21 protein-coding genes are annotated in these 25,071 nt (G+C 63.6%); 10 read left to right on the top strand and 11 right to left on the bottom strand.

All coding sequences use genetic code 11. The features are described from left to right. Nucleotides 1-12: 12 nt before the first annotated feature. The gene (locus tag AB5Y89_RS06745) at nt 13-426 is read right to left on the bottom strand and encodes a YeeE/YedE family protein (RefSeq protein ID WP_042881673.1); all 414 of its coding nucleotides are present in this window, start codon (nt 424-426) and stop codon (nt 13-15) included. Continuing rightward, nucleotides 423-737, bottom strand: a complete 315-nt coding sequence (locus tag AB5Y89_RS06740) for a helix-turn-helix transcriptional regulator (RefSeq protein ID WP_039039225.1) — start codon at nt 735-737, stop codon at nt 423-425. The genes AB5Y89_RS06745 and AB5Y89_RS06740 overlap by 4 nt, the downstream gene beginning before the upstream one ends. An 85-nt stretch (nt 738-822) precedes the next feature. On the opposite strand from AB5Y89_RS06740, the gene AB5Y89_RS06735 reads away from it, so the two are divergent. From AB5Y89_RS06735 to AB5Y89_RS06720, 4 genes are all read left to right on the top strand, one after another. Next, entirely contained in the window at nt 823-1,008 is a 186-nt protein-coding gene (locus AB5Y89_RS06735) for a DUF2892 domain-containing protein (protein WP_041213243.1), read from the top strand. A gap of 52 nt (nt 1,009-1,060) precedes the next feature. Next, nucleotides 1,061-2,332, top strand: coding sequence for an FAD-dependent oxidoreductase (locus AB5Y89_RS06730; RefSeq protein WP_319908257.1), 1,272 nt, complete (start codon nt 1,061-1,063; stop codon nt 2,330-2,332). Nucleotides 2,333-2,703: 371 nt separating this feature from the next. Continuing rightward, nucleotides 2,704-3,078 (top strand): hypothetical protein, encoded by a 375-nt coding sequence (locus tag AB5Y89_RS06725; protein ID WP_043154730.1) that lies wholly within the window; start codon nt 2,704-2,706, stop codon nt 3,076-3,078. A gap of 181 nt (nt 3,079-3,259) precedes the next feature. After that, on the top strand, nt 3,260-3,988 hold the full coding sequence (locus AB5Y89_RS06720; protein WP_319908256.1) for an MgtC/SapB family protein: 729 nt from the start codon (nt 3,260-3,262) through the stop codon (nt 3,986-3,988). 78 nt (nt 3,989-4,066) lie between these two features. Here the strand turns inward: AB5Y89_RS06720 and AB5Y89_RS06715 are convergent, their stop codons facing one another. The 8 genes from AB5Y89_RS06715 to grpE form a co-directional block, all read right to left on the bottom strand. After that, nucleotides 4,067-5,077, bottom strand: coding sequence for a substrate-binding domain-containing protein (locus tag AB5Y89_RS06715; protein WP_041213247.1), 1,011 nt, complete (start codon nt 5,075-5,077; stop codon nt 4,067-4,069). Between the two features lie 27 nt (nt 5,078-5,104). After that, entirely contained in the window at nt 5,105-6,520 is a 1,416-nt protein-coding gene (locus AB5Y89_RS06710; protein WP_319908255.1) for a sucrose-6-phosphate hydrolase, read from the bottom strand. Further along, the gene (locus AB5Y89_RS06705; protein ID WP_041214803.1) at nt 6,520-7,884 is read right to left on the bottom strand and encodes a sucrose-specific PTS transporter subunit IIBC; all 1,365 of its coding nucleotides are present in this window, start codon (nt 7,882-7,884) and stop codon (nt 6,520-6,522) included. The genes AB5Y89_RS06710 and AB5Y89_RS06705 overlap by 1 nt, the downstream gene beginning before the upstream one ends. An 83-nt stretch (nt 7,885-7,967) precedes the next feature. Then, nucleotides 7,968-8,927: an aminoimidazole riboside kinase gene (locus tag AB5Y89_RS06700; protein WP_319884032.1), complete on the bottom strand. Its 960-nt coding sequence runs from the start codon at nt 8,925-8,927 to the stop codon at nt 7,968-7,970. Nucleotides 8,928-9,038: 111 nt separating this feature from the next. Further along, the gene (locus AB5Y89_RS06695) at nt 9,039-10,529 is read right to left on the bottom strand and encodes a carbohydrate porin (RefSeq protein WP_323949985.1); all 1,491 of its coding nucleotides are present in this window, start codon (nt 10,527-10,529) and stop codon (nt 9,039-9,041) included. A gap of 264 nt (nt 10,530-10,793) precedes the next feature. Further along, nucleotides 10,794-11,930 (bottom strand): molecular chaperone DnaJ, encoded by a 1,137-nt coding sequence (gene dnaJ / locus AB5Y89_RS06690; protein ID WP_039039235.1) that lies wholly within the window; start codon nt 11,928-11,930, stop codon nt 10,794-10,796. A gap of 269 nt (nt 11,931-12,199) precedes the next feature. Further along, on the bottom strand, nt 12,200-14,128 hold the full coding sequence (dnaK, locus tag AB5Y89_RS06685; RefSeq protein ID WP_010673646.1) for a molecular chaperone DnaK: 1,929 nt from the start codon (nt 14,126-14,128) through the stop codon (nt 12,200-12,202). A 283-nt stretch (nt 14,129-14,411) separates the two neighbouring features. After that, nucleotides 14,412-14,987, bottom strand: a complete 576-nt coding sequence (grpE, locus tag AB5Y89_RS06680; protein ID WP_368223240.1) for a nucleotide exchange factor GrpE — start codon at nt 14,985-14,987, stop codon at nt 14,412-14,414. A 263-nt stretch (nt 14,988-15,250) separates the two neighbouring features. Here grpE and nadK point away from each other — a divergent pair, with 263 nt between their 5' ends. Further along, the gene (gene nadK, locus AB5Y89_RS06675; protein ID WP_010673644.1) at nt 15,251-16,135 is read left to right on the top strand and encodes an NAD(+) kinase; all 885 of its coding nucleotides are present in this window, start codon (nt 15,251-15,253) and stop codon (nt 16,133-16,135) included. A 24-nt stretch (nt 16,136-16,159) separates the two neighbouring features. On the opposite strand, the gene AB5Y89_RS06670 is transcribed toward nadK, so the two are convergent. Beyond that, nucleotides 16,160-17,317, bottom strand: coding sequence for a GGDEF domain-containing protein (locus tag AB5Y89_RS06670; protein WP_368223238.1), 1,158 nt, complete (start codon nt 17,315-17,317; stop codon nt 16,160-16,162). 306 nt (nt 17,318-17,623) lie between these two features. Between AB5Y89_RS06670 and recN the strand changes: the two genes are divergently transcribed. The 5 genes from recN (at nt 17,624) to AB5Y89_RS06645 (ending at nt 24,949) form a co-directional block, all read left to right on the top strand. Beyond that, complete coding sequence (gene recN / locus AB5Y89_RS06665) at nt 17,624-19,288, top strand: DNA repair protein RecN (protein WP_368223237.1); 1,665 nt, start codon at nt 17,624-17,626, stop codon at nt 19,286-19,288. Nucleotides 19,289-19,759: 471 nt separating this feature from the next. Beyond that, nucleotides 19,760-20,200: a universal stress protein gene (locus AB5Y89_RS06660; RefSeq protein ID WP_042864170.1), complete on the top strand. Its 441-nt coding sequence runs from the start codon at nt 19,760-19,762 to the stop codon at nt 20,198-20,200. Between the two features lie 194 nt (nt 20,201-20,394). Beyond that, complete coding sequence (locus tag AB5Y89_RS06655; RefSeq protein ID WP_368223234.1) at nt 20,395-21,558, top strand: efflux RND transporter periplasmic adaptor subunit; 1,164 nt, start codon at nt 20,395-20,397, stop codon at nt 21,556-21,558. Next, a complete protein-coding gene (locus tag AB5Y89_RS06650; protein ID WP_368223231.1) occupies nt 21,555-23,579 on the top strand; it encodes a MacB family efflux pump subunit in 2,025 nt (674 codons plus the stop codon). Before AB5Y89_RS06655 ends, AB5Y89_RS06650 begins: the two co-directional genes overlap by 4 nt. Then, entirely contained in the window at nt 23,576-24,949 is a 1,374-nt protein-coding gene (locus AB5Y89_RS06645) for an efflux transporter outer membrane subunit (RefSeq protein WP_368223229.1), read from the top strand. The genes AB5Y89_RS06650 and AB5Y89_RS06645 overlap by 4 nt, the downstream gene beginning before the upstream one ends. The last annotated feature ends 122 nt before the right edge of the window (nt 24,950-25,071 follow it).

The raw sequence follows: 25,071 nt of genomic DNA, 5'->3' as shown, positions 1-25,071 counted from the left end.
GCAATCAACCCGTCAAAACATGTGGTGAGTAAAGAACACGGTCGCCACGCCCATCCCCATAAAGGTGAGCGTCGCCACCACGGAGCGCGTCGACAGCCTCCCCATGCCGCAGATGCCGTGACCGCTGGTGCAGCCATTGCCAAGACGGGTGCCGATGCCCACCAGCAGGCCGGCCAGCAGCACCACGGGCCAGCCGGGCAAGGCATCAAAGGCGGGCATGGTGGCCCAACCCAGGGTCAGCGCCAGCCAGGCCCCCAGTCCCAATCCCAGCAGAAACAGCACCCGCCAGGGGGTCTTGTACTGCATTGCACCGGCCAGAATGCCGCTGATCCCGGCCACCCGGCCGTTGAACAACATCAGGATCAGGGCCGAGAGCCCCGCCAGCATGCCGCCCCCCAACGAGAGCAGCCATTGGCTTTCCATCATCGAATTTCCTCATCTGAGTGACAAAAATGGGTTTGCAGCGCCGCCAGCACATCGGCCGCCGCCTCGCTCACCAGGGAGTAGTAGATCTGCTGGGAGACTTTGCGCGAGCGGATAAGGCCCTGGCGCTTCAATACCGACAGTTGCTGGGAGAAGGCCGACTGCCCGAGCTGGCTGTGGGCCAGCAGCTCCCCGACCCCCTTCTCCCCTTCCACCAGCTGGCAGAGCACCATCAGGCGTTCGGGATGAGCCAGCGCCTTGAGCAGGCCGGCGGCGGCTGTCGCATGTCGGTTCATCTCGTCGAAGTGGCTCATAAGATTAAATTAGCAATTGCTGATATTTGTTCTATTGTATAAAACAACTCTAAATTAGCAATCACTAAACAAAAGGAGACGATAAATGACCGTCGATAACGGAGTCAGAGTGGTCGCGGGTGGCATGTTGCTGCTGTCGCTGCTGCTAACGGCCTGGGTCCACCCGGGCTTTGTCTGGTTGAGCGTCTTTGTCGGGGTCAACCTGATCCAGAGCGCGTTCACCGGGGTCTGTCCCGCCGCCGCCGTGCTCAGGCGAATGGGGCTCAAATAGGCAGGCGGACATATTGGCTCACAGGAGCCGTGTAATAGAGCGGAGGCTCATTATGGCAACCATCATCATCATCGGGGCAGGGTTGGGGGGCATGTCGGCCGCCTACGAGCTCAAGGCCGAACTCGGCAAGCAGCACGACGTCATCCTGGTGAACGACAAACCCGACTTTGAATTCAACCCTTCGAACCCGTGGATTGCGGTCCGGTGGCGAGAGCGCAAGGATATCTCCCTCCCCATAGAGCCTCATGTGAAGAAGAAGGGGATCCGCTTCATCCACGCCGCCCTGACCGGGTTGCAACCCCTCGAACAGCAGATCCGCCTCTCCGATGGCCAGCACCTGCACTACGACTTTCTGGTGCTCTGCACCGGCCCCGCACTCGCCTTTGAAGAGGTGCAGGGAGCAGGCCCGACGGCGGGCGGCACCGCCAGCGTCTGCACCCTCTCCCACGCAGAGGAGTGCCTGCACAGTGTCAACGGGCTGCTCGACGAACCGGGTCCGGTGATCGTCGGTGCCATGCCCGGCGCCTCCTGCTTCGGCCCGGCCTACGAATACGCCTTCATCCTCGATCGCCACCTGCGCGACAAGAAGGTGAGAAAGGACGTGCCCATGACCTTCGTCACCAGCGAACCCTACATCGGTCACCTCGGCCTCAACGGCGTGGGGGATTCCAAGGGCATGCTGGAGAGCGAGCTGCGCATGCGCGACATGCAATGGATCTGCAATGCCCGCACCGTGGCGGCCAAGGATGGGGTGATGACGGTGGAGGAGCTGGATGAAGATGGCAACGTCAAGCGCACCCACAGCCTCCCCTACAAGCATGCCATGATGCTGCCCGCCTTCGCCGGCATCAGCCCCCTGCGGGGTCTCGAGGGGCTGGTCAATCCCCGCGGGTTCGTCATCGTCGACGAACACCAGCGCAACCCTGTCTTCCCGCAGATTTACGCCGCCGGGGTCTGCATCGCCATCCCGCCCCAGCACAAGACGCCGGTTCCGACCGGGGTGCCCAAGACCGGCTACATGATCGAAGCCATGGTGCGCACCCTGAGCCACAACATCAAGGCAGAGCTGGACGGCCAGCCCCCAGTCACCCGGGCGGTGTGGAATGCCATCTGTCTGGCGGACATGGGGGACACAGGGGCCGCCTTCGTGGCCATGCCGCAGATCCCGCCGCGCAACGTCGCCTGGTTCAAGAAAGGGAAGTGGGTCCACCTGGCCAAGATAGCGTTCGAGAAGTATTTCCTGCACAAGATGCAGGTGGGCGACACCGAACCCATCTATGAAAAACTGATGCTCAAATACCTGGGCATCGACAAGACCCGGTAACCCCCCAAGGGCCCGCCGGTGAAGGGAAGAGGGCTCCCTTCACCGGCGCTTTCATCTCTTTTTTATTATGTTTCAATATGTTGCTATCAAGGGCTCGGGGTTTACCCAGGCCGCCGTATCGGCTACCATGTCGCCTCTTTATCACTAGCGGAGACCATCGGTGGGCAACTCATCAAGTGACAGACGCACGCCGACCCTCGTCGTCGGCACCCTGGTCGCGAGCTAGCCGCAGGTTTTTCTCTGCCGCGACTCGCCACCCTGCGAGAAGTGGATCCCTCTTTTCCCCGCTTTTCACACTTGACGTCAGGTGACGCGGACTCATCCCCCGACACCTTGCCTGCATAGTTTCTGCTTCCCAAAAGGAGGCTGCTATGCGCTTGATTTCAAACAACCCTGTCGCTGACAAATCCCCTTCCCTGCTGAGCAGACTGGGACGGGGCCTGCGACCACTCTGGCAACGTGGCAGACGGCGTCAGCACCTCTATCGGCTGCACATCCGCTGCGAAGACAGAGCCGACATGGAGCAGGTGCTGGCGGCGGTGAGCCACACCCTGCAACCGGCCGGACTCAGTCCCCTGCAGTCCATGAAGCCCGGGCGCGGTGAAGGCCGCGTGCTGGTGCTGAGCCTCTACTGCACGCCGCCCCAGCGCCGCTATCTGGTGCAGTTCATCCACCAGGTCGGGGCTGTCCACCCGGTACGCTGGGAACTGCGCCCCCGCGCCGGGGACGACGCCACCAGGCATTGACCCTCGAATGAGGCGAGGTCCTTCCCGGGCAACCGTGAAGGGCCTTTACCCTGTTCTGCGCCATCCCGCCCCGTCAGGAGGGGGGTCGCGCCCTTGCATTCACCACGATGTCGACCTTGCCCCCCATCTCTCACACAACCCGGGGGAGCAGGCTGGTCGGCATCCCAGGAGGAGACCCTTCATGAGAATGTGGCAACAACTCGATTTTCTCGCCCTGCTCGACACCCTGGCCAGCCTGCTGCTCGCCTTCGTGCTGGGCAGCCTGGTCGGCCTGGAGCGCCAGTACCGCCAGCGCACCGCCGGCCTTCGCACCAACGTGCTGGTCGCCGTGGGGGCGGCCCTGTTCGTCAACCTGGCCCAGCGCATCTATGACCTGCATGGCGGCAGTTACGGGGTCGTCCACGTGGTGGCCTACATCGTCTCCGGCATCGGTTTTCTCGGCGCCGGCGTCATCATGCGGGAATCCGGTAACATCCGGGGCATCAACACAGCGGCCACCCTGTGGGGCGTGGCCGCTGTCGGGGCCGCCTGCGGCGCCGGGTTCGCCCTGGAGGCCATCCTCGGCGCCCTCTTCGTGCTGGCCGCCAACACCCTGCTGCGCCCCCTGGTCAACCAGATAAACCGTGACCCGGTGGACAACATGGACACCGAAGCGACCTATCACGTGACCGCTCTCATCGGCCGCGCTCACCAGAAGGAGGTGCTGCCCTGGCTCGAGCAGATGCTGGAGCAGGCCCACTACCCCCTGAGCGAGCTCGACATCACCCCCTTCGGCGATCAGGATCTCGAGATCTCGGCGGCGCTGCTCGCCACCGCCATCGATGGCACCAAGCTCGATGCCCTGATGAACACGCTCGGGGAGCACCCTCACATCAAGCAGATCTTCTGGCGGGCCAGCATCACCGATTGACGCCCTCATACCAGGCGCAGCAGAAAAAGCCCCGCCGGATCCGGCGGGGCTTTTTCACAGGAAAGGGAAGCCGTGTGCCTAACGGCGGCTGCGCCAGCGCACCCTGGGGTTAATGACCTGGGCGGTCTGGGCTGGGGGATTGCCCGCGATGAGTTGCTGCATCATCTCGAAGGCGGCCCGGGCCAGGGCCGGGCAATCCTGGGCCACGGAATCGATGCGCATGGGGATGCAGTCGAGCAGATCGTGATCGTCGAACGTACACAGGCGCATGCCGGTCTCCATCAGTTCCGCCTCGTTGAGGTAGCGCAGCACCCCCTCCAGCAGGGTGAAAGAGGCGGTAAAAAGCCCCTTCGGCGGCGCCCCGAGTTCGTCCACCAGCTCAGACATCAGCTGATAGCCCGAGCTCGGCTGGTAGTCACGGTGGCGGACCCGGTCTGAAGTGGCCTCCAGCCCGGCCCGGTGCAATCCGAGCTCGTAACCCGCCAGCCGGTGGCGGCTGGGGGAGAGATCCAGCAGACCGCCGAAGTAGTAGATCTCCTCCCCGCAATCCTCGGCCATATCCTGCACCAGCTCGGCGGTAGCCTTGCAGGCGTCCGAGATCACCATGGGCAGGCGCGACTCACCGATGTGGCGGTCGAGCTGCACCACCGGCAAGCGGTCGTGGATGCGGGCATAGATGTCGTCACTGTGGCCGCTGGAGGCGACGATGAGGCCATCCACCTGGCGGCTGATGAGGTTGTCCACCACCCGCTGCTCCAGGGTGGGGTCATCCTCGGAGCAGGCGATGAGCAGCTGGATCCCCGCCTCCCGACAGCGGGCCTCCAGGGCACGGGCGATGCTGGCGAAGCCGAAGTTGGTGAGGTCAGGGATCACCAGCCCCCAGGTGTAGCTGCGCACCTCCCGCAGGGAGCGGGCGTGGATGCTCGGCTGATAGTGGCACTCGTCCGCCACCGCCTGGATCCGCTTGCGGGTATCGTCGGCGATGCGGTATTCCGCACTCTTGCCGTTGAGCACAAGGCTGGCGGTGGCCTTGGAGACCCCCGCAAGCGTGGCTATCTGGGCAATCGTGATCCGTTTCTTCTTCTCCACCTGACCTCCCGGCACACTGAGACCGGGCTATTGTACTAGGCAGGCCGCCAGCGGCCAGTGATCGAGGCAAATTTTGCTGCCATCACCACCACAACGTGCGGAAAGTACTGGATTTTCGCCGGGGAAGTAACGGGTCGACAAGCTCTGGCGCCCGCCATCGACGAAGCACTCCAGGCTGGAGCGGTCACACAAGACGGTGATCTTGCCCCCAAGCCAGGGGGCGCTTCGCTCCTCCCACTCCCCGCTCTGCCAGTTCTGGCGACGCAGCACAAGACGCCCAGGCTGCCACACCAGCTCGACCACGGCCCCGAACCTGAGGCGCCCTTCACCGCACAGCGCCAGATCGAGCCAGGCCGAGTCGATGGCCAGGGCAGGCAGCTCGTCCGGCGCCCCCTCGAAGCGGGTCTGCTCCCCTTTCAGGGTGCCCAGCTCAGCCACCGGCCGCTGGCAGAGCCACTCATCCTGCCAGAACAGCTCCCGCGGGCAGCTCATCTGGTGGATCCAGCCGTGCTCGAGAGTGGGCTGGCTCATCTCGTTCTCCTCCGGCAAGCCCAGCCAGCCGAACAGCAGGCGCCGCCCCTGGCTATCCTGGGTAGTCTGGGGGGCATAGAACTCGAATCCCCTGTCCAACTCGTGGAAAGCCCCGTGCTCGAAGCGCTCACCGTCGAAGTCACCCGCCAGCCAGCCGCACTGGTAGAGGTTGCGATAATCCTCTCCCTGCGGGGCAATCCCCTGCGGGCAGCTGATCAGCACATGGCGATCTCCCTGGGGGAAGAGGTCCGGACACTCCCACATGTAGCCAAACTCCCCGAGACCGCCGCGCCCGCTGCCGGCGATGGGGCCCACCAGTGACCAGGCATCCAGGGTGTCACCGCGATAGAGCAGCACCTCACCCCGATCGTCCAGGGTGCGGGCCCCCAGCACCATCAGCCACTGCCGACCGTCGTGCCACACCTTGGGGTCGCGCACATGGCCGCTGTAGCCTGCGGGCAGGTCCAGCACGGGTCCCAGCTTGGCAAAGCCCCCCTCACCGTCGGCACGGGCCAGACACTGGTAGGCGGTGCGGCTGCCGTCCGGGTATTTGACGTTGCCGGTATAGATGAGGGTCAGACGCCCCTGCTCGTCGCTCACCGCCGAGCCCGAATAGCAGCCGTGGCTCTCATAGGCCTCGGTGGGCAGCAGCGCCACCGGCTCGTGCTGCCAGTGCAGCAGATCGGTGGAGGTGACATGCCCCCAGCCCTTGTTGCGGTGCTCGCAACCGAGCGGGTTCCACTGGTAGAAAAGATGGTAGCGCCCGTCGTGCTCGATGAAGCCGTTGGGATCGTTGAGCAGCCCCACCGGGGCTGCCAGATGCCAGCGGGGCCGATGGGGATCGGCCGCCGCCTTGAGCTGTCCGGCCAGCAGGGACCGGACAACCTGGTTCAGGAGATGGCTTTCCTTCATCACTCCACCTTGTACTTGAGCAGGTAGGAGGCGGCGAAAGCGGCGCCAAAGGCGATCACCAGACCGATGACGTAGTGGATGAGGCTCATGGGCTGGACGATGGCCATGCCCGGGATGCCGGTCAGGCCCACCGCCGTCATGCCGACCTTGGCCGCCACCACGTAGGCGCCGCCGCAGGCCCCGCCGAACAGGCCGGCCAGGAAGGGCTTGATGTAGCGCAGGTTGACCCCGAAGATCGCCGCCTCGGTGATGCCGAGCAGGCAGGACATGGCCGCCGGCACCGTGATGGCCTTGATCTTCACGTCCCGGGTCTTGAAGTAGACCGCGAGGCAAGCCCCGCCCTGGGCCACGTTGGCCATGGCCCAGATGGGCAGCAGGAAGTTGACGCCGATGGCAGGGTTGGCCAGCAGCCCCGCCTCGATGGCGTGGAAGCTGTGGTGGATGCCGGTGATGACGATGAGCGAATAGGTGCCGCCAAACACCAGACCCGCCAGCCAGCCTGCCTGCTCATAGAGGGCGCTCAGACCGAACGAGATGCCATCCCCCAGCACCCGCCCGGCGGGGCCGATGAAGAGCAGCGCCACGAAGCCGGTGATGATGACGGTCAAAAACGGGGTGAGGATGAGATCCAGGGCGTCAGGGATGCGCTTGCGCAGCTGCTTCTCCAGGTGGGACATGAACCAGACCGCCAGGAGCACCGGGAAGACGGTGCCCTGGTAGCCGATCATGGCGACATCCAGGCCGAAGAAGTCCATGGTCTTGAAGCCCCCGGCCACGCCCCAGGCGTTGGTCAGGGCCGGGTGGGTAAGAATGCCGCCCAGCGTCGCCCCGAGGTACGGATTGCCACCAAATTCCCGCGCCGCCGTAAAACCGATGAGGATCGGCAGGATGATGAAGGCTGCCGAGCTGAACATGTCGAGCATGACGAACAGGGCGCTGTCGGCGTTGACCCAGCCGTAGGTGCGCACCATGCCGAGCAGCCCCATCAGCAGGCCGGAGGCGACGATGGCCGGAATGATGGGCACGAAGATGTTGGAGAGGGTCCGCGCCAGACGCTGGGCCACGTTGAGCTTGGCCGTCGCCATGTCGGTCAGCTCCGCCTTGCTGGCGGTGCCGGTCCCGGTCAGGGTGACGAACTCCGCATAGACCTTGTTGACCAGGCCGGTGCCGAAGATCACCTGGATCTGGCCGGCGTTGCTGAAGCACCCCTTGACCCCTTCCAGCTTGTCGATGGCGGCCTTGTTCACCTTGCTGTCGTCCGCCAGCACCAGCCGCAGCCGGGTGGCGCAGTGGGCGGCGCTGACGATGTTCTCCTTGCCCCCGAGCAGGGGCACCAGATCCTGGGCTATCGCACTGATATTCATATTCTTCCTCTTATGACCCGCCACGCTGGCGGGCCCTTGTCACATGAGAGTAGGGGCTGTCGAGCCGGGCTTCTAGCCGCAGATCAACAGCCGTCTGCGCCTGATCGCAAAAATTCATCCAGCCGGGTGCGGGTGGGCAGTGCCGTCATCGCCCCCTTGGCGGTGGTGGCGAGCGCCCCGCAGCCGTGGGCCTGAGCCAGGATGGCGGGCAGCTCGGCCAGCGTCGGCAGCGAGGAACGCCCGGCCAGCGCCGCCAGCAGCCCGGCGACGAAGGCGTCCCCCGCCCCCGTGGTATCGAGTGGCGTCACTTTGGGTCCCACCCACTCCAGCAACTCGCCACCCAGACGGGCCACCACGCCCCCCGCCCCCCGGGTCACCAGCACCAGGGCCGGGCCTGAAAGAGTGGCAAGCCCCGCCGCCATATCGTCCAGACCGCTCAGCAGTTGCAGCTCCTCCACCGAGAGTTTGACCACGTCTGCGAGGGCCATGGCCTCGCGCACCACGGGCAGCATCTCGGCAGGGTTGCCCCACACCTCTGGCCTCAGGTTGGGGTCGAAGCAGACCCGCCCCCCGACGGCCTGGATGGTCGCCATGGCTTGCAGACAACTGCTGCGCACCGGCTCGTTGGCGAGCGCAATGGAGCAGGTCAGCAGCCACTGCCCGGCCTGGAAGACCGGCAGATCGGCATGGCTCAGGAACTGATCGGCACTGGGGCGCACCATGAAGGTGAAGCTGCGCTCCCCCGCTTCATCGAGATCCACCAGTACCGTGCTGGTGCGATGGGCCGGATCCAGGATCAGGTGGCGAATGTCGACCCCCTCCCTGGCCAGGGTCTCCCCCATGAAGCGGCCAAAGGGATCCGCGCCGACCCGGCCAATGAAAGCCGACTCCCCGCCGAGCCGAGCAACGCCCACCGCCACGTTGGCCGGTGCGCCACCCGGACACTTGAGGTAGTACTGCTCCCCTTCCGGGATCAAGTCCACTACCGCATCCCCCATTACCCACACACGATTCGTCACCTTGTTGCTACTCCACTGCTGCACAGGATTTGCCGGGGTCAGCCCCGGGTTCTGGGTCCGCATTATCAGCTAAACCGTTTTAGCTAACCAACAGATCCCGGGGCCGCCTGCCATTTTTGTGATCGGGATAACGAACTAGAACCAGGTTTCCATCTGCACGCCAAAGTTCCACTCGCCCCCGGCGGTGAAGTTGCTCTGGCCCATGGCATCGGAGCTGGCGTAGTTGTCGAGCTCGGAGGACCAGTCCATCCAGGTGGCGAACACCCGAAGCTCGGGCCGCTCGAAGAAGCCGGCGGTCTGCGCCTTGAAGGTCGGCGCGAAGGTGAGCTTGGTGAAATCGCCGCTCACCGCCTGACGACCCTTGTAGCCCTTGGGATCGAGGTCCATGTACTGCCAGGTCGCCTCGTAGACCAGCTCGACGTTCTGGCTCAGCACCTGGGCCAGGCGGCCATTGAGGGTCACCCAGCGGTACTCGTCCCCCTTCACGTAACGATCCTGGCTGTGCTCGGCCAGCAGGGCCGGGGCGACACGCCAGCGAGGCGCAAGATCGGTAGCGCCAAATACGGCGACCCGCACCGCATCGGCATCCGGCAGCAGCTCGCTGTCGGAGCCCAGCCCCTTGAGCTCGGCACCCAGACCGTGGCCATACAGCACTGCCGCCTTGGAGAAACCGGGGTTTATGCCAAAGAAGCTGTCGGCGTGGTAGGCCACCAGGGTGTGGGCCCCCTTGTTCGCCGCTTCGCTGCCCGCGCCGCCGTCATTGATGCGCGCCTCGTTGTCCTTGGCGGAGAGGCCGTTCAGCATCCACTGCCAGTTGCCAACGCGGTTGTTCATGGTGAGGATGTAGCTCTCGATGTCGGAGAGACCGCTCGCGCTGATGTCGCCGTAGTCGCGCCCGTAGAGGGAGAAGTTCGCCTTCCAGTTGTCGGCCAGCTGCACGTCGTAGACGCCGCCGCCGGTGCCGGCCAGGAAGACCACGTCCGAGTCGAGCCAGTGGATATCGAAGTTGTCCCGGTCAAAGCGCTTGCCCGCCCAGAGCACCGAGTGCTGGAAAGGACCGCTGAAGCTCGCCAGATCGCCGATTTCGGCAAACACCTGGCGGGTGTTGAGGCTGGAATCGCTGGCGGTCCAGTCGTTGCTGGTCTCCACCCCGTCCGCCAGCATCAGCTTGTAGCGGGCCCAGCTGCCATCGTCGAAGGTCTGGGTCTTCAGCAGGTTGGCCTCCATGTAGGTGTCATCCTCGTTGCCAAGGCGACCCACGGCGCCGCCCACCGAGCCGGCCGGGGTGATGTAGGGGCCGCCGCGGCCACCATTGCCGTTGCCGTTCACCAGCAGGCCCGAGCGGGCATAGCCGTGGAACTCGAAGCCCTGGGCCCCGGCGGTCTGCTTGTCCACCTTCTCGCTCTGGGCCTTGGCCACGGCGGCGGTCTCGCGGGCTTCGCTCGCCTTGCTCTGGGCCTCATCGGCCCGCGCTTCGGCAGCGGTGGCGCGCGCCTCGGCTGCCTGCACCCGCGCCTCCAGCGCCGCCAGCCTGGCTTCGATACCGCCATCCGCCGCCCACAGCGGGCTGCTCATTCCCAATCCCAGCGCCACGGCCAGCGCCAACTTGCTCTTGAACATCGTCATCGTCCTCACCTGTCTTCTGTCGCCCGTCCGGGCTCTGTTGTTGTTGACGAGCCGAGGATAGCTAAACCGCTTTAGCTAACTCAATATGCCAGCTAAACCGTTTCAGCAGGAGTGTGAGCGGAATAACATTTGTACAGGAGGAATTGGTGGAAGTTGTGAGGAGGATCCCTCATCGGGATCCACTCAATAAGGGGGGATCCAGGCCAGATGGCGGGCAAAAAAAAGCCGGCACATCCGTGCCGGCTTGGGTAACGCGGGTCGCGTTTATTTGGTCAGGTCGTCGAAGAAGCGTTTCACCCCTTCGAAGAAGCCCTCGGATTTCGGCTTGTGGGTCTTGGCAGCGGCGCCGCTGAAGGAGTCGTCCAGCTGGCGCAGCAGATCTTTCTGGGTCTCGGTCAGCTTGACCGGAGTCTCGATCACCACCTTGCACATCAGATCCCCCACCTGGCCGGAGCGCACGGACTTGACGCCCTTGCCCCGCAGGCGGAACAGCTTGCCGGTCTGGGTCTCCGGGGTCACCTTGAGCTTGACCCGGCCATCCAGGGTCGGCACTTCAATCTCGCCGCCCAGCGCCGCCGTGGTGAAGCTGATGGGCACTTCGCAGTAGAGGTCGTTGCCGTCACGGACGAAGATCTCGTGCTCGCGCACGTGAACCTGTACGTAGAGATCCCCCGCCGATGCGCCGGTTTCCCCCGCTTCCCCTTCGCCGGAGAGACGGATGCGATCCCCGGTATCGACCCCGGCCGGGATCTTGACCGACAGGGTCTTGGTCTTCTGGTAGCGCCCTTCCCCATGGCACTTGCGGCACGGATCCTTGATGATCTTGCCGCGACCGTGACAGTGGGGGCAGGGCTGCTGCACCGCGAAGAAGCCCTGGCGCATCTGCACCTGGCCGGAGCCGTGGCAGGTGGGGCAGGTCTGGGCCTGGCTGCCGGTATGGGCACCGGAGCCGTTACAGACTTCACAGTGGACCTGGGTCGGGATCTTGATCTCCTTGGAGACCCCGCGCACCGCCTCTTCCAGCGTCAGCTCCATGTTGTAGCGCAGGTCGGAGCCACGGGCCGGGCCGCGACGACCGCCCCCGCGACCACCGAAGATGTCGCCAAACACGTCGCCGAAGATGTCGCCGAAATCGGCACCACCGCCAAAGCCGCCGTGGCCGCCACCCTGGCTCGGATCCACCCCGGCATGACCGTACTGGTCATAACGGGCACGCAGGTTCTCGTCGGTCAGGACCTCGTAGGCTTCCTTGACCTCTTTGAACTTCTCTTCAGCCCCGGCATCACCCTGGTTGCGATCCGGGTGATACTTCATGGCCAGACGCTTGTACGCCTTCTTGATCTCGCGCTCGTCGGCACCTTTCGACACCCCGAGCACTTCGTAGAAATCGCGCTTCGACATACTCATCCTGTTGCTATATCAGCAGTTACGCAGACGGGCGTTGGTTACCCAACGCCCGTAAATTCATTGACGAATCTGCTCACACTCTTACTACGAAGCCGTGATCAAGGCTCATGTGCAGCTCGCTTGTTTGTAACCAAGAGTGCTCATGTATTCACATACACTCCGGTTCCTGCGCTGCTCTTTACCTTGCTGACGGCCTCTCGCGACAGACCGTGAACAGATTCTGAGCCGATGGGCGAAGCGGACTTCGCCCATCCGGGTCGGGCTTACTTCTTGTCGTCTTTCACTTCTTCGAACTCGGCGTCGACCACGTCGTCGTCAGCCTTGGCAGAAGAGGAGGACTGACCGGCGTCAGCACCGGCGGCGCCTTGCGCCTGAGCCTGCTGCTGGGCAATTTCCATCAGCTTCTGGGACGCTTCCAGCAGCGCTTGCTGCTTGGCTTCGATGGCAGCCTTGTCGTCACCCTTGATGGCGGATTCCAGCTCGCTCAGGGCAGTCTCGATCTTGGTCTTCTCGTCGGCAGGCAGGGCTTCACCGGCTTCGGTGACCTGCTTGCGCACGGAGTGGACCAGACCGTCAGCCTGGTTGCGGGCCTGCACCAGCTCTTCGAACTTTTTGTCCTCGGCCGCGTTGGCTTCGGCTTCGCGTACCATGCGTTCGATCTCGTCATCAGACAGACCGGAAGAGGCCTGGATGGTGATCTTCTGCTCCTTGTTGGTCTCCTTGTCTTTGGCGGAGACGTGCAGGATGCCGTTGGCGTCGATGTCGAAGGTCACTTCGATCTGCGGCAGACCGCGCGGTGCCGGACGGATGCCTTCCAGGTTGAACTGGCCCAGGGACTTGTTGTCGCTGGCGCGCTTGCGCTCACCCTGCAGCACGTGAATGGTCACGGCAGACTGGTTGTCTTCGGCGGTGGAGAACACCTGGGACTTCTTGGTCGGAATGGTGGTGTTCTTCTCGATGAGCGCGGTCATCACGCTGCCCATGGTCTCGATCCCCAGGGAGAGCGGAGTCACGTCCAGCAGCAGTACGTCGGTCTTGTCACCGGACAGTACGGCACCCTGGATGGCAGCACCCATGGCCACGGCTTCGTCCGGGTTGACGTCTTTGCGCGGCTCTTTGCCGAAGAAGTCGGCCACGGTCTTCTGAACCAGCGGCATACGGGTCTGACCGCCCACCAGGATGACGTCGTCGATCTCGCCAACCGCCAGACCGGAGTCTTTCAGGGCGACACGAACCGGCTCCAGGGAGTCTTTCACCATGTCTTCCACCAGGGATTCCAGCTTGGCGCGGGTCACCTTGATGTTCATGTGCTTCGGACCGGTGGCATCTGCTGTGATGTACGGCAGGTTCACGTCGGTCTGCTGGGCAGAAGAGAGCTCGATCTTGGCTTTTTCAGCTGCATCTTTCAGACGCTGCAGGGCCAGCTGGTCGTTGCGCAGGTCAATGCCCTGCTCGCGCTTGAACTCGTCAACCAGGTAGTTGATGACGCGGTTGTCGAAGTCTTCACCACCCAGGTGGGTGTTACCGTTGGTTGCCAGCACTTCGAAGGTGGTTTCCCCTTCGACTTCGTCGATCTCGATGATGGAGATATCGAAGGTACCGCCACCCAGGTCGTATACGGCAACCTTGCGCTCACCCTTGACCTTGTTGACGCCGTAGGCGAAAGCCGCGGCAGTCGGTTCGTTGATGATGCGTTTTACATCCAGACCGGCGATGCGACCGGCATCCTTGGTGGCCTGACGCTGGGCGTCGTTGAAGTAGGCCGGTACGGTGATGACGGCTTCGGTCACCGGCTCGCCCAGGTAGTCCTCGGCGGTCTTCTTCATCTTTTTCAGCACTTCGGCAGAGATCTGCGGCGGTGCCATCTTCTTGCCTTTCACTTCAACCCAGGCGTCACCGTTGTCGGCCTTGGCGATGGCGTACGGCATGATTTTCAGGTCACGTTGTACTTCGTCATCTTCGAAACGACGGCCGATAAGACGCTTGATGGCGAACAGCGTGTTCTTCGGGTTGGTGATGGCTTGGCGCTTGGCCGGCTGACCAACCAGGATTTCGCCGTCATCGGCATAGGCAATGATGGACGGAGTAGTACGGTCGCCTTCCGCGTTCTCGATCACGCGAGCATGGTCGCCATCCAGAATAGCGACGCAGGAGTTGGTAGTACCCAGGTCAATACCGATGATTTTACCCATTTGACGAATCTCCAAATACTTTGAATAAACTGGCGAGGGGCTCGCCTTGATACGTTAACGGCTAGGTGGGGCCTGCCACTGTGGCTTTCAAGCTCCCGGCATCAAATTTTTTGTGCCGCCGTGGCCTTGCAACCTATATGGGGTCTCAAGTCGGCGCTTCAAGTCCGGCCCTGAAAAAACCTGCATACAGGCCACCTGACAGCCAAATGACGCCAGACACGTCTTTTGGCGCCACATCCAACAAAAAGCCCGCCAAGCGGCGGGCTTGGTGAGAACAGCGTGATCAGTCAGCGGACTTGGACACCATCACCATGGCCGGGCGGATGACGCGGCCGTTGAGCTCGTAGCCCTTCTGCATCACGGCGATCACGGTGCTTGGCGCCACGTCGGCACTGGGCACCATGCTCATGGCCTGGTGGGCATTGGGGTCGAACGGCTGGTTGGTCGGGTCCAGCGCCACCAGGCCGAACTTGGCCACGCCGCTCTGCATGGATTTCAGGGTCAGCTCGACCCCTTCAATCATCGGCTTGAGGGTGTCGTTCTCCTTGTCCGCCAGCTCGATGGCGCGCTCCAGGTTGTCCAGCACCGGCAAGAGCTCTGCGGCGAACTTCTCCAGTGCAAACTTGTGGGCTTTCTCCACGTCCTGAGCGGCACGGCGACGCAGGTTCTCCATCTCGGCGACGGCGCGAATGGCGCGCTCCCGCTCTTCCAGGGAGGCCTGCTGGGCCGCCTCCAGCTGGGCCTCCAGCTCGGCGATGCGGGCCTGCTCGGCTGTCACTTCACTGTCTACATCGGTCGGCTCGACTGGCTGGGCTTCCACTTGCTCCATCGCTTCAACCTTTTGTTCTTCGTGGCTCATGACATCTCCAATATTCAGGGGTTGCGTGTGAGGGTGGCTGGCGTTCAGACAAGCGACACGCGCCAGCAGACCCTGTGTTGGCGCTATTATGGGGACACAGCCCCGGCTTTCAAGGGGAAAAGGGCAGATCGGGCACAATGGCGCCCATCCGCGTGCCAGGCAGCCCCTTTTCGGGGCCGATTGCACCAACAGCCACGGAGGCAGACAAATCCCCGGCAAAGCGCGGTATACTCCCCCCAAGACTCTCCCAGACCCGATAACCTATGGATTCTCCGTTCAAAACCGTTGCCCTCATCGGCAAGCCCCATCACGAGGGGGCCAACCAGACCCTGACCGGCCTGTATCAGTACCTGACCAGCCGCGGCTTTCGTGTGCTGCTGGAGAGCCGGGTGGCCCATACCCTGGGGCTGCTCGGGGAGAACGTGATGGATCTGGTGCAGCTCGGCGAGCAGGCGGATCTCGCCATCGTCGTTGGCGGTGACGGCAACATGCTGGGGGCCGCCCGGGTGCTGTCACGGTTCGATGTGGCGGTGATCGGGGTGAACCGGGGCAACCTCGGCTTCCTGACCGATCTCTCGCCCCAGGATTATCTGCTGCCCCTGGAGCAGGTGCTCTCGGGTCACTTCAAAAGCGAGCATCGCTTCCTGCTGGAGGCCGCCGTCTATCGCCACGGGGAGCGCAAGTCGAGCAACCTCGCGGTCAACGAGGCGGTGCTTCACCCGGGCAAGATCGCCCACATGATCGAATTCGAGGTCTACATCGACGGCAGCTTCATGTACAGCCAGCGCTCGGACGGCATCATAGTGGCGACACCCACCGGCTCCACCGCCTACTCCCTGTCGGCAGGGGGCGCCATTCTCACCCCCAAACTCAACGCCATCACGCTGGTGCCCATGTTCCCGCACACCCTGAGCAGCCGCCCCATCGTGCTGGATGCGGACAGCGAAGTGCGGCTACTGGTCTCGCCGGACAACCAGGACGACGCCATGCAGGTGAGCTGCGACGGCCAGGTCACTCTGGCGGTCCACCCGGGGGACGAGATCCTCATCAAGAAGAGCAGCCACAAGCTGCATCTGGTGCATCCGCTGGATTACAGCTACTTCCACGTGCTGCGCAACAAGCTCGGTTGGGGCAGCAAGCTCTTCTAGCCAGGCAACACCGATGGCGAGGGTCTACCCCTCGCTGCTTTCGATCAGCCGAGGCGGTGCCGGCTCGAATGCCAGATGCACCCCGTTTCTCCCCGCTTCCTTCACCCGGTACATGGCAGCATCGGCTTTGGTCAGCATCAGTGCCAGGTCAGCCTCGGCACTGGCGCACACGACCCCCATGCTCACCGTAACCCCCTCGCACGGCAGGCAGGCCCCCTGCCGGGAGCCCGTCTCTATCTGGCGGCGGATCCGGTCACAGATGTCGCGGGCCATCTGGCCGCTCACGCCTCCCATGATGATGGCGAACTCCTCGCCACCGATGCGCCCCACCAGATCATCCTTGCGTACCTCGGCCACCAGCACCCCGGCCACATAGCGAATGACCTCATCCCCGCAGCCGTGACCAAACTGGTCGTTGACCCGCTTGAAGTGATCGATGTCCAGGACCACCACGCAGCGCGTCTGGCCAGGCGTAGTACCCTCTCCGTGCCTGAAGAGGCCGCGCCGATTGAGCACCCCGGTGAGGGGATCCCGCTCCGAGAGCGCCAGCAATGCCTCCTCCGTCTCCACATAGGCCACCAGAGGCAGCAACAACACCGAGCCGATGGTCAGCACCATGTGCATGAAGAAGATGAGATCGAGCCAACCTCCGTCCCCCATCCGCTCTTCGACTCCCAGCAAGAGCAGCCCCCCCTGGCTCAGCAGGATGGTGAAATGCAGCAGGTAAATGAGCGCCACCGCATGGAGCACCCGCTTCTGTTGCCGGCCGAGAGAGACGATGAGGCAGGCGCACCACAGGTACAACATCGACTCCATCAGAGCCAGCACAATGCGCACGGGGGCGAGGCTGGACAATCCCAGATAGAGCAGCAGCAACACCGCCACGCCTCCCCCCACGGCACGGGGATGCCATGCGCGCTCGTAAAGCGCACAAAAACCGGCGAGCAACAGCAGGATGCTCATGAGCGAGACCAGGCCGCCGACCCGGATGCCCAGCGCCGGATACCCTCCCAATACCCCCAGACTGAGCAGCAGGATGGAGAGGGAGAAGAGAAAAGCGGAGAGGGACCAGTACAGAAAGTTGCCTCGACCCGGCTTCAGGGAGTGGATGAACAGCATGATCAGCCCCGACATCAGGTTGATTGCCAGGGAGATCAGCAGCAGGGTCGGGGTATGGATCATCGTGACGCATCCTTGCGAAGAGGTCTGTGCACAGCCCAGGCTCAACCAGGACTGTTTCGAGTGTGTCTCAACCAGCTACTCACCACAAGAGAGCCCCTCAAGGTGGCTTCTCGCATCGCCTCAGCCCATGCCAGGTACGCAGGTTGATTTTGCAGACCATCTGATCGGCGTCACACCCATGCCGCGGCCTTGACACCCTTGCCCTCCCCCTGTTTCGCAAAAATCCTCCCTGCCCACTTTACTGTATATAAGACCAGTATATACTGGATGCATACACAGTAATGTTGACCCATACAGGATGAGACCATGCTGACCCAGCTGACCGTCAACAACTTCGCCATCGTCAAGTTTCTCGAGCTCGATCTGCAACCGGGGATGACCTGCATCACCGGGGAGACCGGGGCGGGCAAATCCATCGCCATTGATGCTCTGGGGCTGTGCCTGGGGGAGCGCGCCGAAGCCAGCATGGTGCGCCCGGGCAGCGACAAGACCGAGGTGAGTGCCCGCTTCCTGCTGGAGGGTAATCCTGCCGCCCGGGCCTGGCTCGCCACCAACGAGCTTGAAAATGACGGTGAGTGCATCGTCCGGCGGGTACTGTCCGCCGAGGGGCGCTCTCGCAGCTATATCAACGGGGTTCCCGTCCCCCTCGCCCAGCTCAGGAACCTGGGTCAACTGCTGGTCAACGTCCACGGTCAGCACGCTCACCAGATGCTGCTCAAACCCGATTACCAGCTCGCCCTGCTAGACGGCTACGCCGGTCATCATCTGCTCCTCGACGATGTGCGCCGCCACTACCAGCAGTGGCGCCAGTTGCAAAACGAGCTCAACCGGCTCAAGGCCGAGCAGCAGCAGCGGGAAGCCCGCCGTCAACTCATCGAATACCAGGTGCAGGAGCTGGACGAATTTGCCCTTCAGCCGGGAGAGTTTGAAGAGATTGAAGAGGAGCATCAGCGGCTCGCCAATGGCACCGAGCTGATGCAGGAGTGCGGGTATTGCCTCGATCTGCTCTATGACAATGAAGAGACCACCATCGCCGGTCTGCTGCAGACGGCGGTGGACAGAGCCGAGACCCTGGTCGGCATGGACAGCCGGCTTGGCAACGTGCTCGGCATGCTCAACGAAGCCCTGATCGGCGTACAGGAGAGCCACAGCGAGCTGCGCAGCTATCTCGACCGGCTGGAACTGGATCCAGAGCGCTTCAACGAGCTGGAGAGCCGCCTCTCCAAGGCCATCAACCTGGCACGCAAGCACCATGTCAAACCGGCGGAGCTGGCCCTGCACCATCAGGAGCTGGCCGCCGATCTGGCCCGCCTCAACTCCGACGAAGAGCGACTCGAGGGGATGGAGGACGAGCTGGCCTCGGCCCGCCAGGCCTTCGTGCAGGCCGCCGAGGCCCTGAGCCAGAGTCGCCAGCGCTATGCCGAGGAGCTTGGCGCGAAGGTAAGCGCCAGCATGCACGAACTGGCGATGCCAGATGGCCGCTTCGCCATCGAGGTTCGACCCGATGCCCAGAGCAGCCTCTCGCCCCTTGGCATCGATCGGGTGGAGTTCATGGTCACCACCAACCCGGGTCAGCCCATCCAACCCCTTGGCAAGGTGGCTTCCGGCGGCGAGCTGTCGCGTATCAGCCTCGCCATCGTGGTGATCAGTGCACGCAAGATCTCCACCCCGACCCTTATCTTCGACGAAGTGGATGTGGGGATCAGCGGCCCGACCGCCGCCGTGGTGGGCCGCCTGTTGCGCCAGCTCGGCGAATCCACCCAGGTGATGGTGGTCACCCACCTGCCCCAGGTGGCAGGCAAGGGTCACCAGCACATGGTGGTGAGCAAACACACCGACGGCAAGACAACGGAAACCCAGATGCAGCCACTCACCCCGGGCGCCCGGCTCAACGAACTGGCCCGCCTGTTGGGGGGCGATCAGATCACCGACAACACCCTGGCCAATGCCCGTGAGTTGCTCGCAAGCTGACCACGGGGCGGGCGGGACATCCTCCCGTCCATGTCGGCCCTTTCAGATTGACCGAGTCATCATCGCGGTGGCCAGTTGAAGCCTCTTGCCGACGGCGCCGGCCTGGTTGACCGATGCCGTGAGCCGCAAGAAAGAACGAGGGGCTGCCCTGGCTAATCCGCGGCACGTGTCTTGATGCTCAGTCTGAGTCTGTCAGACTGGTCATCACCCAGTCGGGCTTCCATCGCCATGGTCAGGACGCCACTCATCTTCGTTGCACTCATTCACATTTCGAACGGACCCACTCCTTCATTTTCCATTCAACTCAGTCTGTTATGATGATGTAAACGGACTCGGTACCTTCAGTTGCCATCGACAGAAGGTGACGCTTGAGGCAAACACACCGGGTTCGTTTGAGCTGACATTTCGCGGGAAGGGAGGATGGGAGCGCGCTTCCGCCGTCTGACCCGCACCTGCCAAGGAGAACTGCTTATGAGCCCGACCAATATTGTGCTGTTGCTGGAAGGCAAGGATTACGAGCAGGAGACACTGGCCAAGGCGAGCCGTCTGGCACAAGGGCTGGGCGCCAACCTGACCTTGTTGCACCTGACCCACAGCAGCAAGACCCGTCGCAATAGTCTGTCCCTGTCACAAGAGGAGCGCAGCGCCCAGGGCACCCTGGATGCCAAGGCGATCATCAGTGAACTCATCACCCAGCTGTCTCATCCGGTGGATTACCAGTGTCTGGTGGTGGATGACGTGGTGCCGGATCTACAGCGCTGGCTGGCCGCCCACCCCGCCGACCTCTTGCTGGTCGGCAGCCGTCATCACTGGATGGAGGGCTCGCTGGCCCGCCTGCTCCTCTACAAACTGCCCCTCGATATCCAGATCTGCCACGAGCCTCACGCCGCCTTGCTCAAAGCCGTCGGTTGACACCACAAGACCCGCTCCCTGAGCGGGTCTTCTTGTTTCTGACGCCCCGCCGTCATCCTCCCCCAGCTTGACCTCCTCCACTGCGTCACCGCCAGAACCACACGATTTCTTACACATTGCTCGCTTCTTTTTGAGGGCCATTTGCTGCACGATATGGCCCTTGCACGCCTTCGCTCGTTTCGTTCAGGTGATAAATGAAAGCTCTTCGAAAACCCGGCAAGCTCGCCCTGCTCGCCCTTGTGCTGATCCCTCTCGTCACCTGGCTGGCCTGGCCAGGCCACACACCGGACCCGGTACTGACCGCAACGGTAACCCGCCAGGATGTGGAGCAGACGGTGCTCGCCAGTGGCGTACTGCAGGCCATCGAGCAGGTGGATGTGGGTGCCCAGGTCTCGGGTCAGGTCACCTATCTCGCGGTGGAAGCGGGTCAACAGGTCAAACAAGGAGAGCTGCTGGCGGAGATCGATCCCCTGATCGCCCAGAACAACCTCAAGACCGCCGAAGCTGAGCTGGCCAGCCGCCGCGCCCAGCTCAAGATCAAGCAGGCACAGCTCAAACAGAACGAGCTTGCCTGGCGCCGCCAGCAGCAGATGTTTCGGCAGGAAGCGAGCTCTCGTGCGGATCTGGAGAGCGCCGAAGCCCAGCTTGCCGTCACCCGGGCCGAGCTGCAAAGCGCCCAGGCCGACATCGACAACGCCATCATCAAGGTGGAGCGCGCCAAGACGGAGCTCGGCTACAACCGCATTCAGGCCCCCATGGATGGTACCGTCGTCTCCATCGTCACCCGGCAGGGGCAGACCCTGGCCGCCAGCCAGACGGTACCGACCCTGCTCAAGCTCGCCAATCTCGACACCATGACGGTCAAGGCCCAGATCTCCGAAGCGGACGTCACCCGGGTCAAGGCGGGCATGCCGGTCTATTTCACCCTGATAGGGGATCCGGATACTCGCTACCACGGTACCCTTCGCACGGTCGAACTGGCCCCCACCAACATCAATGAGCAGACGGCCAGCACCACGGCCACCAGCAATGCGGCCATCTACTACTATGCCCTGTTCGATGTGCCCAACCCCGGCCATCAGTTGAGGGTCGCCATGACGACCCAGGTCACCATCGTACTCGGCGAGCGCAAGCAGGTACTGGCCATTCCCCAGACCGCCCTCGGCAAGAAGACTGGCGACAACGAGTACGAGGTCAGCCTGCTCAAGACAGGGGACCAGAGAGAGACCCGCCGCATCAAGACCGGCATGAAGGATGACATCAAGATTGAGGTGGTGAGCGGCCTGACCGAGCAGGAGAAGGTGATCCTGGAGCAGGGCAAGCCGGCCCTGCACGATGAAGGGGAGATGGAGCCGTGAGCGAGCCCCTGATCCGTCTCAAGGGCATCGAGCGGCGCTACCAGAGCGGAGAGCACGAAGTGACCGTGCTGCACCCGCTGGATCTCGCCATCGATGCCGGGGAGATGGTGGCCATCGTCGGCGCCTCCGGCTCCGGCAAATCGACCCTGATGAACCTGCTGGGCTGCCTCGATCGCCCGAGCGGCGGCCAGTATCTGTTTCGCGGCCAGGATACCGCGACCCTGGATGCCCTCTCCCTGGCACGGCTGCGCTGCCACCACTTCGGCTTCATCTTCCAGCGCTATCACCTGCTGCCCCATCTGGACGCGGCCGCCAACGTGGAGATCCCCGCCATCTATGCCGGCACTGCCCGCCTTGATCGCCAGGCCCGAGCCCGCACCTTGCTGACCCGCCTGGGACTGCAGGATCGCAGCCACCACAGACCCGGCCAGCTCTCCGGCGGTCAGCAGCAGCGGGTCAGTATTGCCCGGGCGCTCGCCAACGGCGGCGAGGTGATCCTGGCGGACGAACCCACCGGCGCTCTCGACAGCCAGAGCGGCAAAGAGGTGATGGCCATCCTCAAGGAGCTGCACGCCCAGGGCCACACCATCATTCTGGTGACCCACGACATGGCGGTGGCAAGCCATGCGGATCGCATCATCACCCTGCGTGACGGGCGGGTAGTGGAGGACAGCGGCCATCGGGCGACCGATGACAACGCACCCTCACCCTCCCCATCCGGGGCGCCGGCCCACCCGCTGCCAGGTGATGGCAGCCAGCTGGCCGCTCCCTCTGTCGGGCAAGATGCACAGGGCACAGGCGCCGCCGTCCGCACCGCAAGCCGGGGCTGGGATCGCTACCGGGAGGCGGGGCGCATGGCCCTGCACGCCATGCTGGCCCATCGCATGCGCACCTTCCTCACCATGCTCGGCATCATCATCGGCATCGCCGCCGTGGTCAGCGTGGTGGCGCTGGGTCAGGGGGCGCGCGCCAAGGTGATCGACGACATCAACGCCATGGGCACCAACACCATCGACATCTTCCCCGGCAAGGACTGGGGAGACGAGAAGGCCGCCAGCATCCAGACCCTGAACGAGCGGGATCTCGACGCGCTGCTCGGCCAGCCCTATCTGGAGGGGGCCAGCCCCCAGATAGCGACATCCGGCCAGCTTCGCTATCGCAACAAAACCAGCAGCGGCAGCGTGATCGGGGTCGGCAACGACTTTTTCCGGGTCAAGGGGATGACGCTCACCCAGGGGCGCCTGCTCGATGAGCGGGACATTCGCAACCGGACGGCAGTCGCCGTGGTGGATGGCAAGACCATAGAGAGCCTGCTCGGCAAGGTGGACCCGGTCGGCCAGGTGGTGCTGGTCGGCACCCTGCCGGTGCGCATCGTGGGGGTAGTCACCCAGGAGACCGGCTTTGGCCGCAGCAGCCAGTCGGTCAATGTCTGGCTCCCCTACAGCGCCGTCATGAGCCGTCTCCTCTCCCAGCAGCACTTCACCCAGATCACCATCCGGGTCAAGGACGGCGTCCAGCCCGCCCTGGCCGAGCAGGCGGCAGTCGCCCTGCTGACCCAGCGCCACGGCGTGAAGGACTTCTTCACCTTCAGCAGCGACAGCATCGTCAAATCGGTGGAGAAGACCACCGCCACCCTGACACTGCTGGTCTCCGCCATCGCGGTGATCTCCCTCATCGTCGGCGGCGTCGGAGTGATGAACATCATGCTGGTCTCGGTGGTGGAGCGTACCCGGGAGATAGGGATCCGCATCGCCGTCGGCGCCCGCCAGTCCGACATATTGCAACAGTTCCTCATCGAGGCGGTGATGGTCAGCCTGCTGGGGGGGCTGCTCGGTATCGGCCTCGCCCTGCTCATCGGCGCTCTCTTCTCCCTGCTCGTGGAAAGCTTCCAGATGCGCTTCTCGCTTTTCTCCATCCTGATGGCCTTCGGGTGCTCCTCCCTCATCGGGATCCTGTTTGGTTACCTGCCCGCCCGCAATGCGGCCAGGCTCGATCCGGTGGAGGCACTGGCGAGGGAATGATGATGCACAACCTATCAAGGCTCGGGCTAAGCCTGATGCTCACCGCCAGCCTCGGTGCCTGCAGCCAGCAGAGCACCTATCACAGACCCGATCTCGACGTGGCGCCAGCATGGCAGCAGGAGAGCCGGGGTCTCACCGTGCAGCAGGCAGGCCCCTGGTGGCAGGGATTCCAGGATCCTGCGCTCGATCGCCTGGTCGAGGCGGTGCTGGCCGCCAACCCGGACATGCGGGTGGCCGGGCTCAAGCTCAAGAATGCCCTGCTCGGCGCCGACCTGGCTGACACCAACCTCACCCCCTCGGTCAGCGCCAATCTCGGGGCCAGCGGCACCAAGAACATGAAAGATGGCAGCGCCAGCAGCAACCTGGGCCCCTCCCTCAACCTCAGCTACGAGGTGGATCTCTGGGGCAGACTGGCCGCGGCAAGGGATCAGGCGAGCTGGGAGGCACAAGCCAGCGAACAGGATCTGGCCGCCACCCGGTTGCTGCTCATCGGCAAGACCCTGGAGCAATACTGGCAACTGGCCTACCTCGGCTCGGCCATTACCCTGGGCACCCAGCAACTGGCCAATCTGGAACGCATTGAGCGCCTGACTCGTGCCAAATACGAGGCGGGCGCCGTGACCCGACTCGATCTGGTACAGGCCAGCCAGCAGAAGGCAGGCAAGCAGGCGGAGCTCGCCACCCTCACCCAGCAGCGGACACAGGCTGGCAATGCTCTTCGCCTGCTGCTGGGCCGCAGCAGCGGGTCGCTCGCAGACGCTCCCGGCGCCCTGATCATGGGCCCGATCCCGTCCGTGGCGGCCGGCATCCCAGCCGATGTGCTGGCCCGGCGGCCAGATGTGCGCGCCGCCGAACTCAGGTTGCGCAAGACCCTTGCGAGGGGAGACGAGATCCGCACCGGCTTTTATCCCACCCTGAGCCTGACCGGCGGTGCCAGCACCACCTCGGATACCCTGACCCAGGTGCTGCAAAATCCAGTCGGCACCCTGGGCGCCACGCTGGCGCTCCCTTTCCTCGAGTACAACAAGACCCGGCTCTCCATCGCCAGCACCGACATCGACTACCAGATTGCCGAAACCGAGTTTCGCAAGCAGCTCTATACCGCGCTGCTGGAAGTGGAGGATGGCCTGGCCGCCCGTCAGCAAGGGGATCAGCGGCTGCGCTATCTGGAGCAGCAGAGGGCCTATGCCCGGGAGGCCGAGAGGCTGGCAGGCGCCCGTTTTCTGGCCGGTGCCACCGGGGTGCAACCCTGGCTGGATGAGCAGAACCGCCTGTGGGATGCCGAGCTCGCCCTGCTGGCACAGCAGCAGGCCCAGCTCAACAACATGGCAGGCATCTATCGGGCGCTGGGGGGAAGCGATCGAACCTGACCCAGGCAGAGAGTGTGGGATCGCGATGGACATCCCGAGGAGGTCAATCGCGACCCATTCTGCCCACAAACCAATTGATAATAGTTTTCATTTCATCAAGAATGGGCGCCATCATCAGCCAG

This window comes from Aeromonas sp. s4 (assembly GCF_040907855.1).
In the GTDB taxonomy this organism is placed as follows: domain Bacteria; phylum Pseudomonadota; class Gammaproteobacteria; order Enterobacterales; family Aeromonadaceae; genus Aeromonas; species Aeromonas caviae.
This window is presented reverse-complemented; position numbering and strand designations above follow the sequence as displayed.

Bases quoted from the DNA above. Each gene is read 5' to 3' on its own strand.
- AB5Y89_RS06745 (WP_042881673.1), bottom strand. From the start codon at position 426: ATGATGGAAAGCCAATGGCTGCTCTCGTTGGGGGGCGGCATGCTGGCG.
- AB5Y89_RS06740 (WP_039039225.1), bottom strand. From the start codon at position 737: ATGAGCCACTTCGACGAGATGAACCGACATGCGACAGCCGCCGCCGGC.
- AB5Y89_RS06735 (WP_041213243.1), top strand. From the start codon at position 823: ATGACCGTCGATAACGGAGTCAGAGTGGTCGCGGGTGGCATGTTGCTG.
- AB5Y89_RS06730 (WP_319908257.1), top strand. From the start codon at position 1,061: ATGGCAACCATCATCATCATCGGGGCAGGGTTGGGGGGCATGTCGGCC.
- AB5Y89_RS06725 (WP_043154730.1), top strand. From the start codon at position 2,704: ATGCGCTTGATTTCAAACAACCCTGTCGCTGACAAATCCCCTTCCCTG.
- AB5Y89_RS06720 (WP_319908256.1), top strand. From the start codon at position 3,260: ATGAGAATGTGGCAACAACTCGATTTTCTCGCCCTGCTCGACACCCTG.
- AB5Y89_RS06710 (WP_319908255.1), bottom strand. From the start codon at position 6,520: ATGAAGGAAAGCCATCTCCTGAACCAGGTTGTCCGGTCCCTGCTGGCC.
- AB5Y89_RS06705 (WP_041214803.1), bottom strand. From the start codon at position 7,884: ATGAATATCAGTGCGATAGCCCAGGATCTGGTGCCCCTGCTCGGGGGC.
- AB5Y89_RS06695 (WP_323949985.1), bottom strand. From the start codon at position 10,529: ATGACGATGTTCAAGAGCAAGTTGGCGCTGGCCGTGGCGCTGGGATTG.
- dnaJ (WP_039039235.1), bottom strand. From the start codon at position 11,930: ATGTCGAAGCGCGATTTCTACGAAGTGCTCGGGGTGTCGAAAGGTGCC.
- dnaK (WP_010673646.1), bottom strand. From the start codon at position 14,128: ATGGGTAAAATCATCGGTATTGACCTGGGTACTACCAACTCCTGCGTC.
- grpE (WP_368223240.1), bottom strand. From the start codon at position 14,987: ATGAGCCACGAAGAACAAAAGGTTGAAGCGATGGAGCAAGTGGAAGCC.
- nadK (WP_010673644.1), top strand. From the start codon at position 15,251: ATGGATTCTCCGTTCAAAACCGTTGCCCTCATCGGCAAGCCCCATCAC.
- AB5Y89_RS06670 (WP_368223238.1), bottom strand. From the start codon at position 17,317: ATGATCCATACCCCGACCCTGCTGCTGATCTCCCTGGCAATCAACCTG.
- recN (WP_368223237.1), top strand. From the start codon at position 17,624: ATGCTGACCCAGCTGACCGTCAACAACTTCGCCATCGTCAAGTTTCTC.
- AB5Y89_RS06660 (WP_042864170.1), top strand. From the start codon at position 19,760: ATGAGCCCGACCAATATTGTGCTGTTGCTGGAAGGCAAGGATTACGAG.
- AB5Y89_RS06655 (WP_368223234.1), top strand. From the start codon at position 20,395: ATGAAAGCTCTTCGAAAACCCGGCAAGCTCGCCCTGCTCGCCCTTGTG.
- AB5Y89_RS06645 (WP_368223229.1), top strand. From the start codon at position 23,576: ATGATGATGCACAACCTATCAAGGCTCGGGCTAAGCCTGATGCTCACC.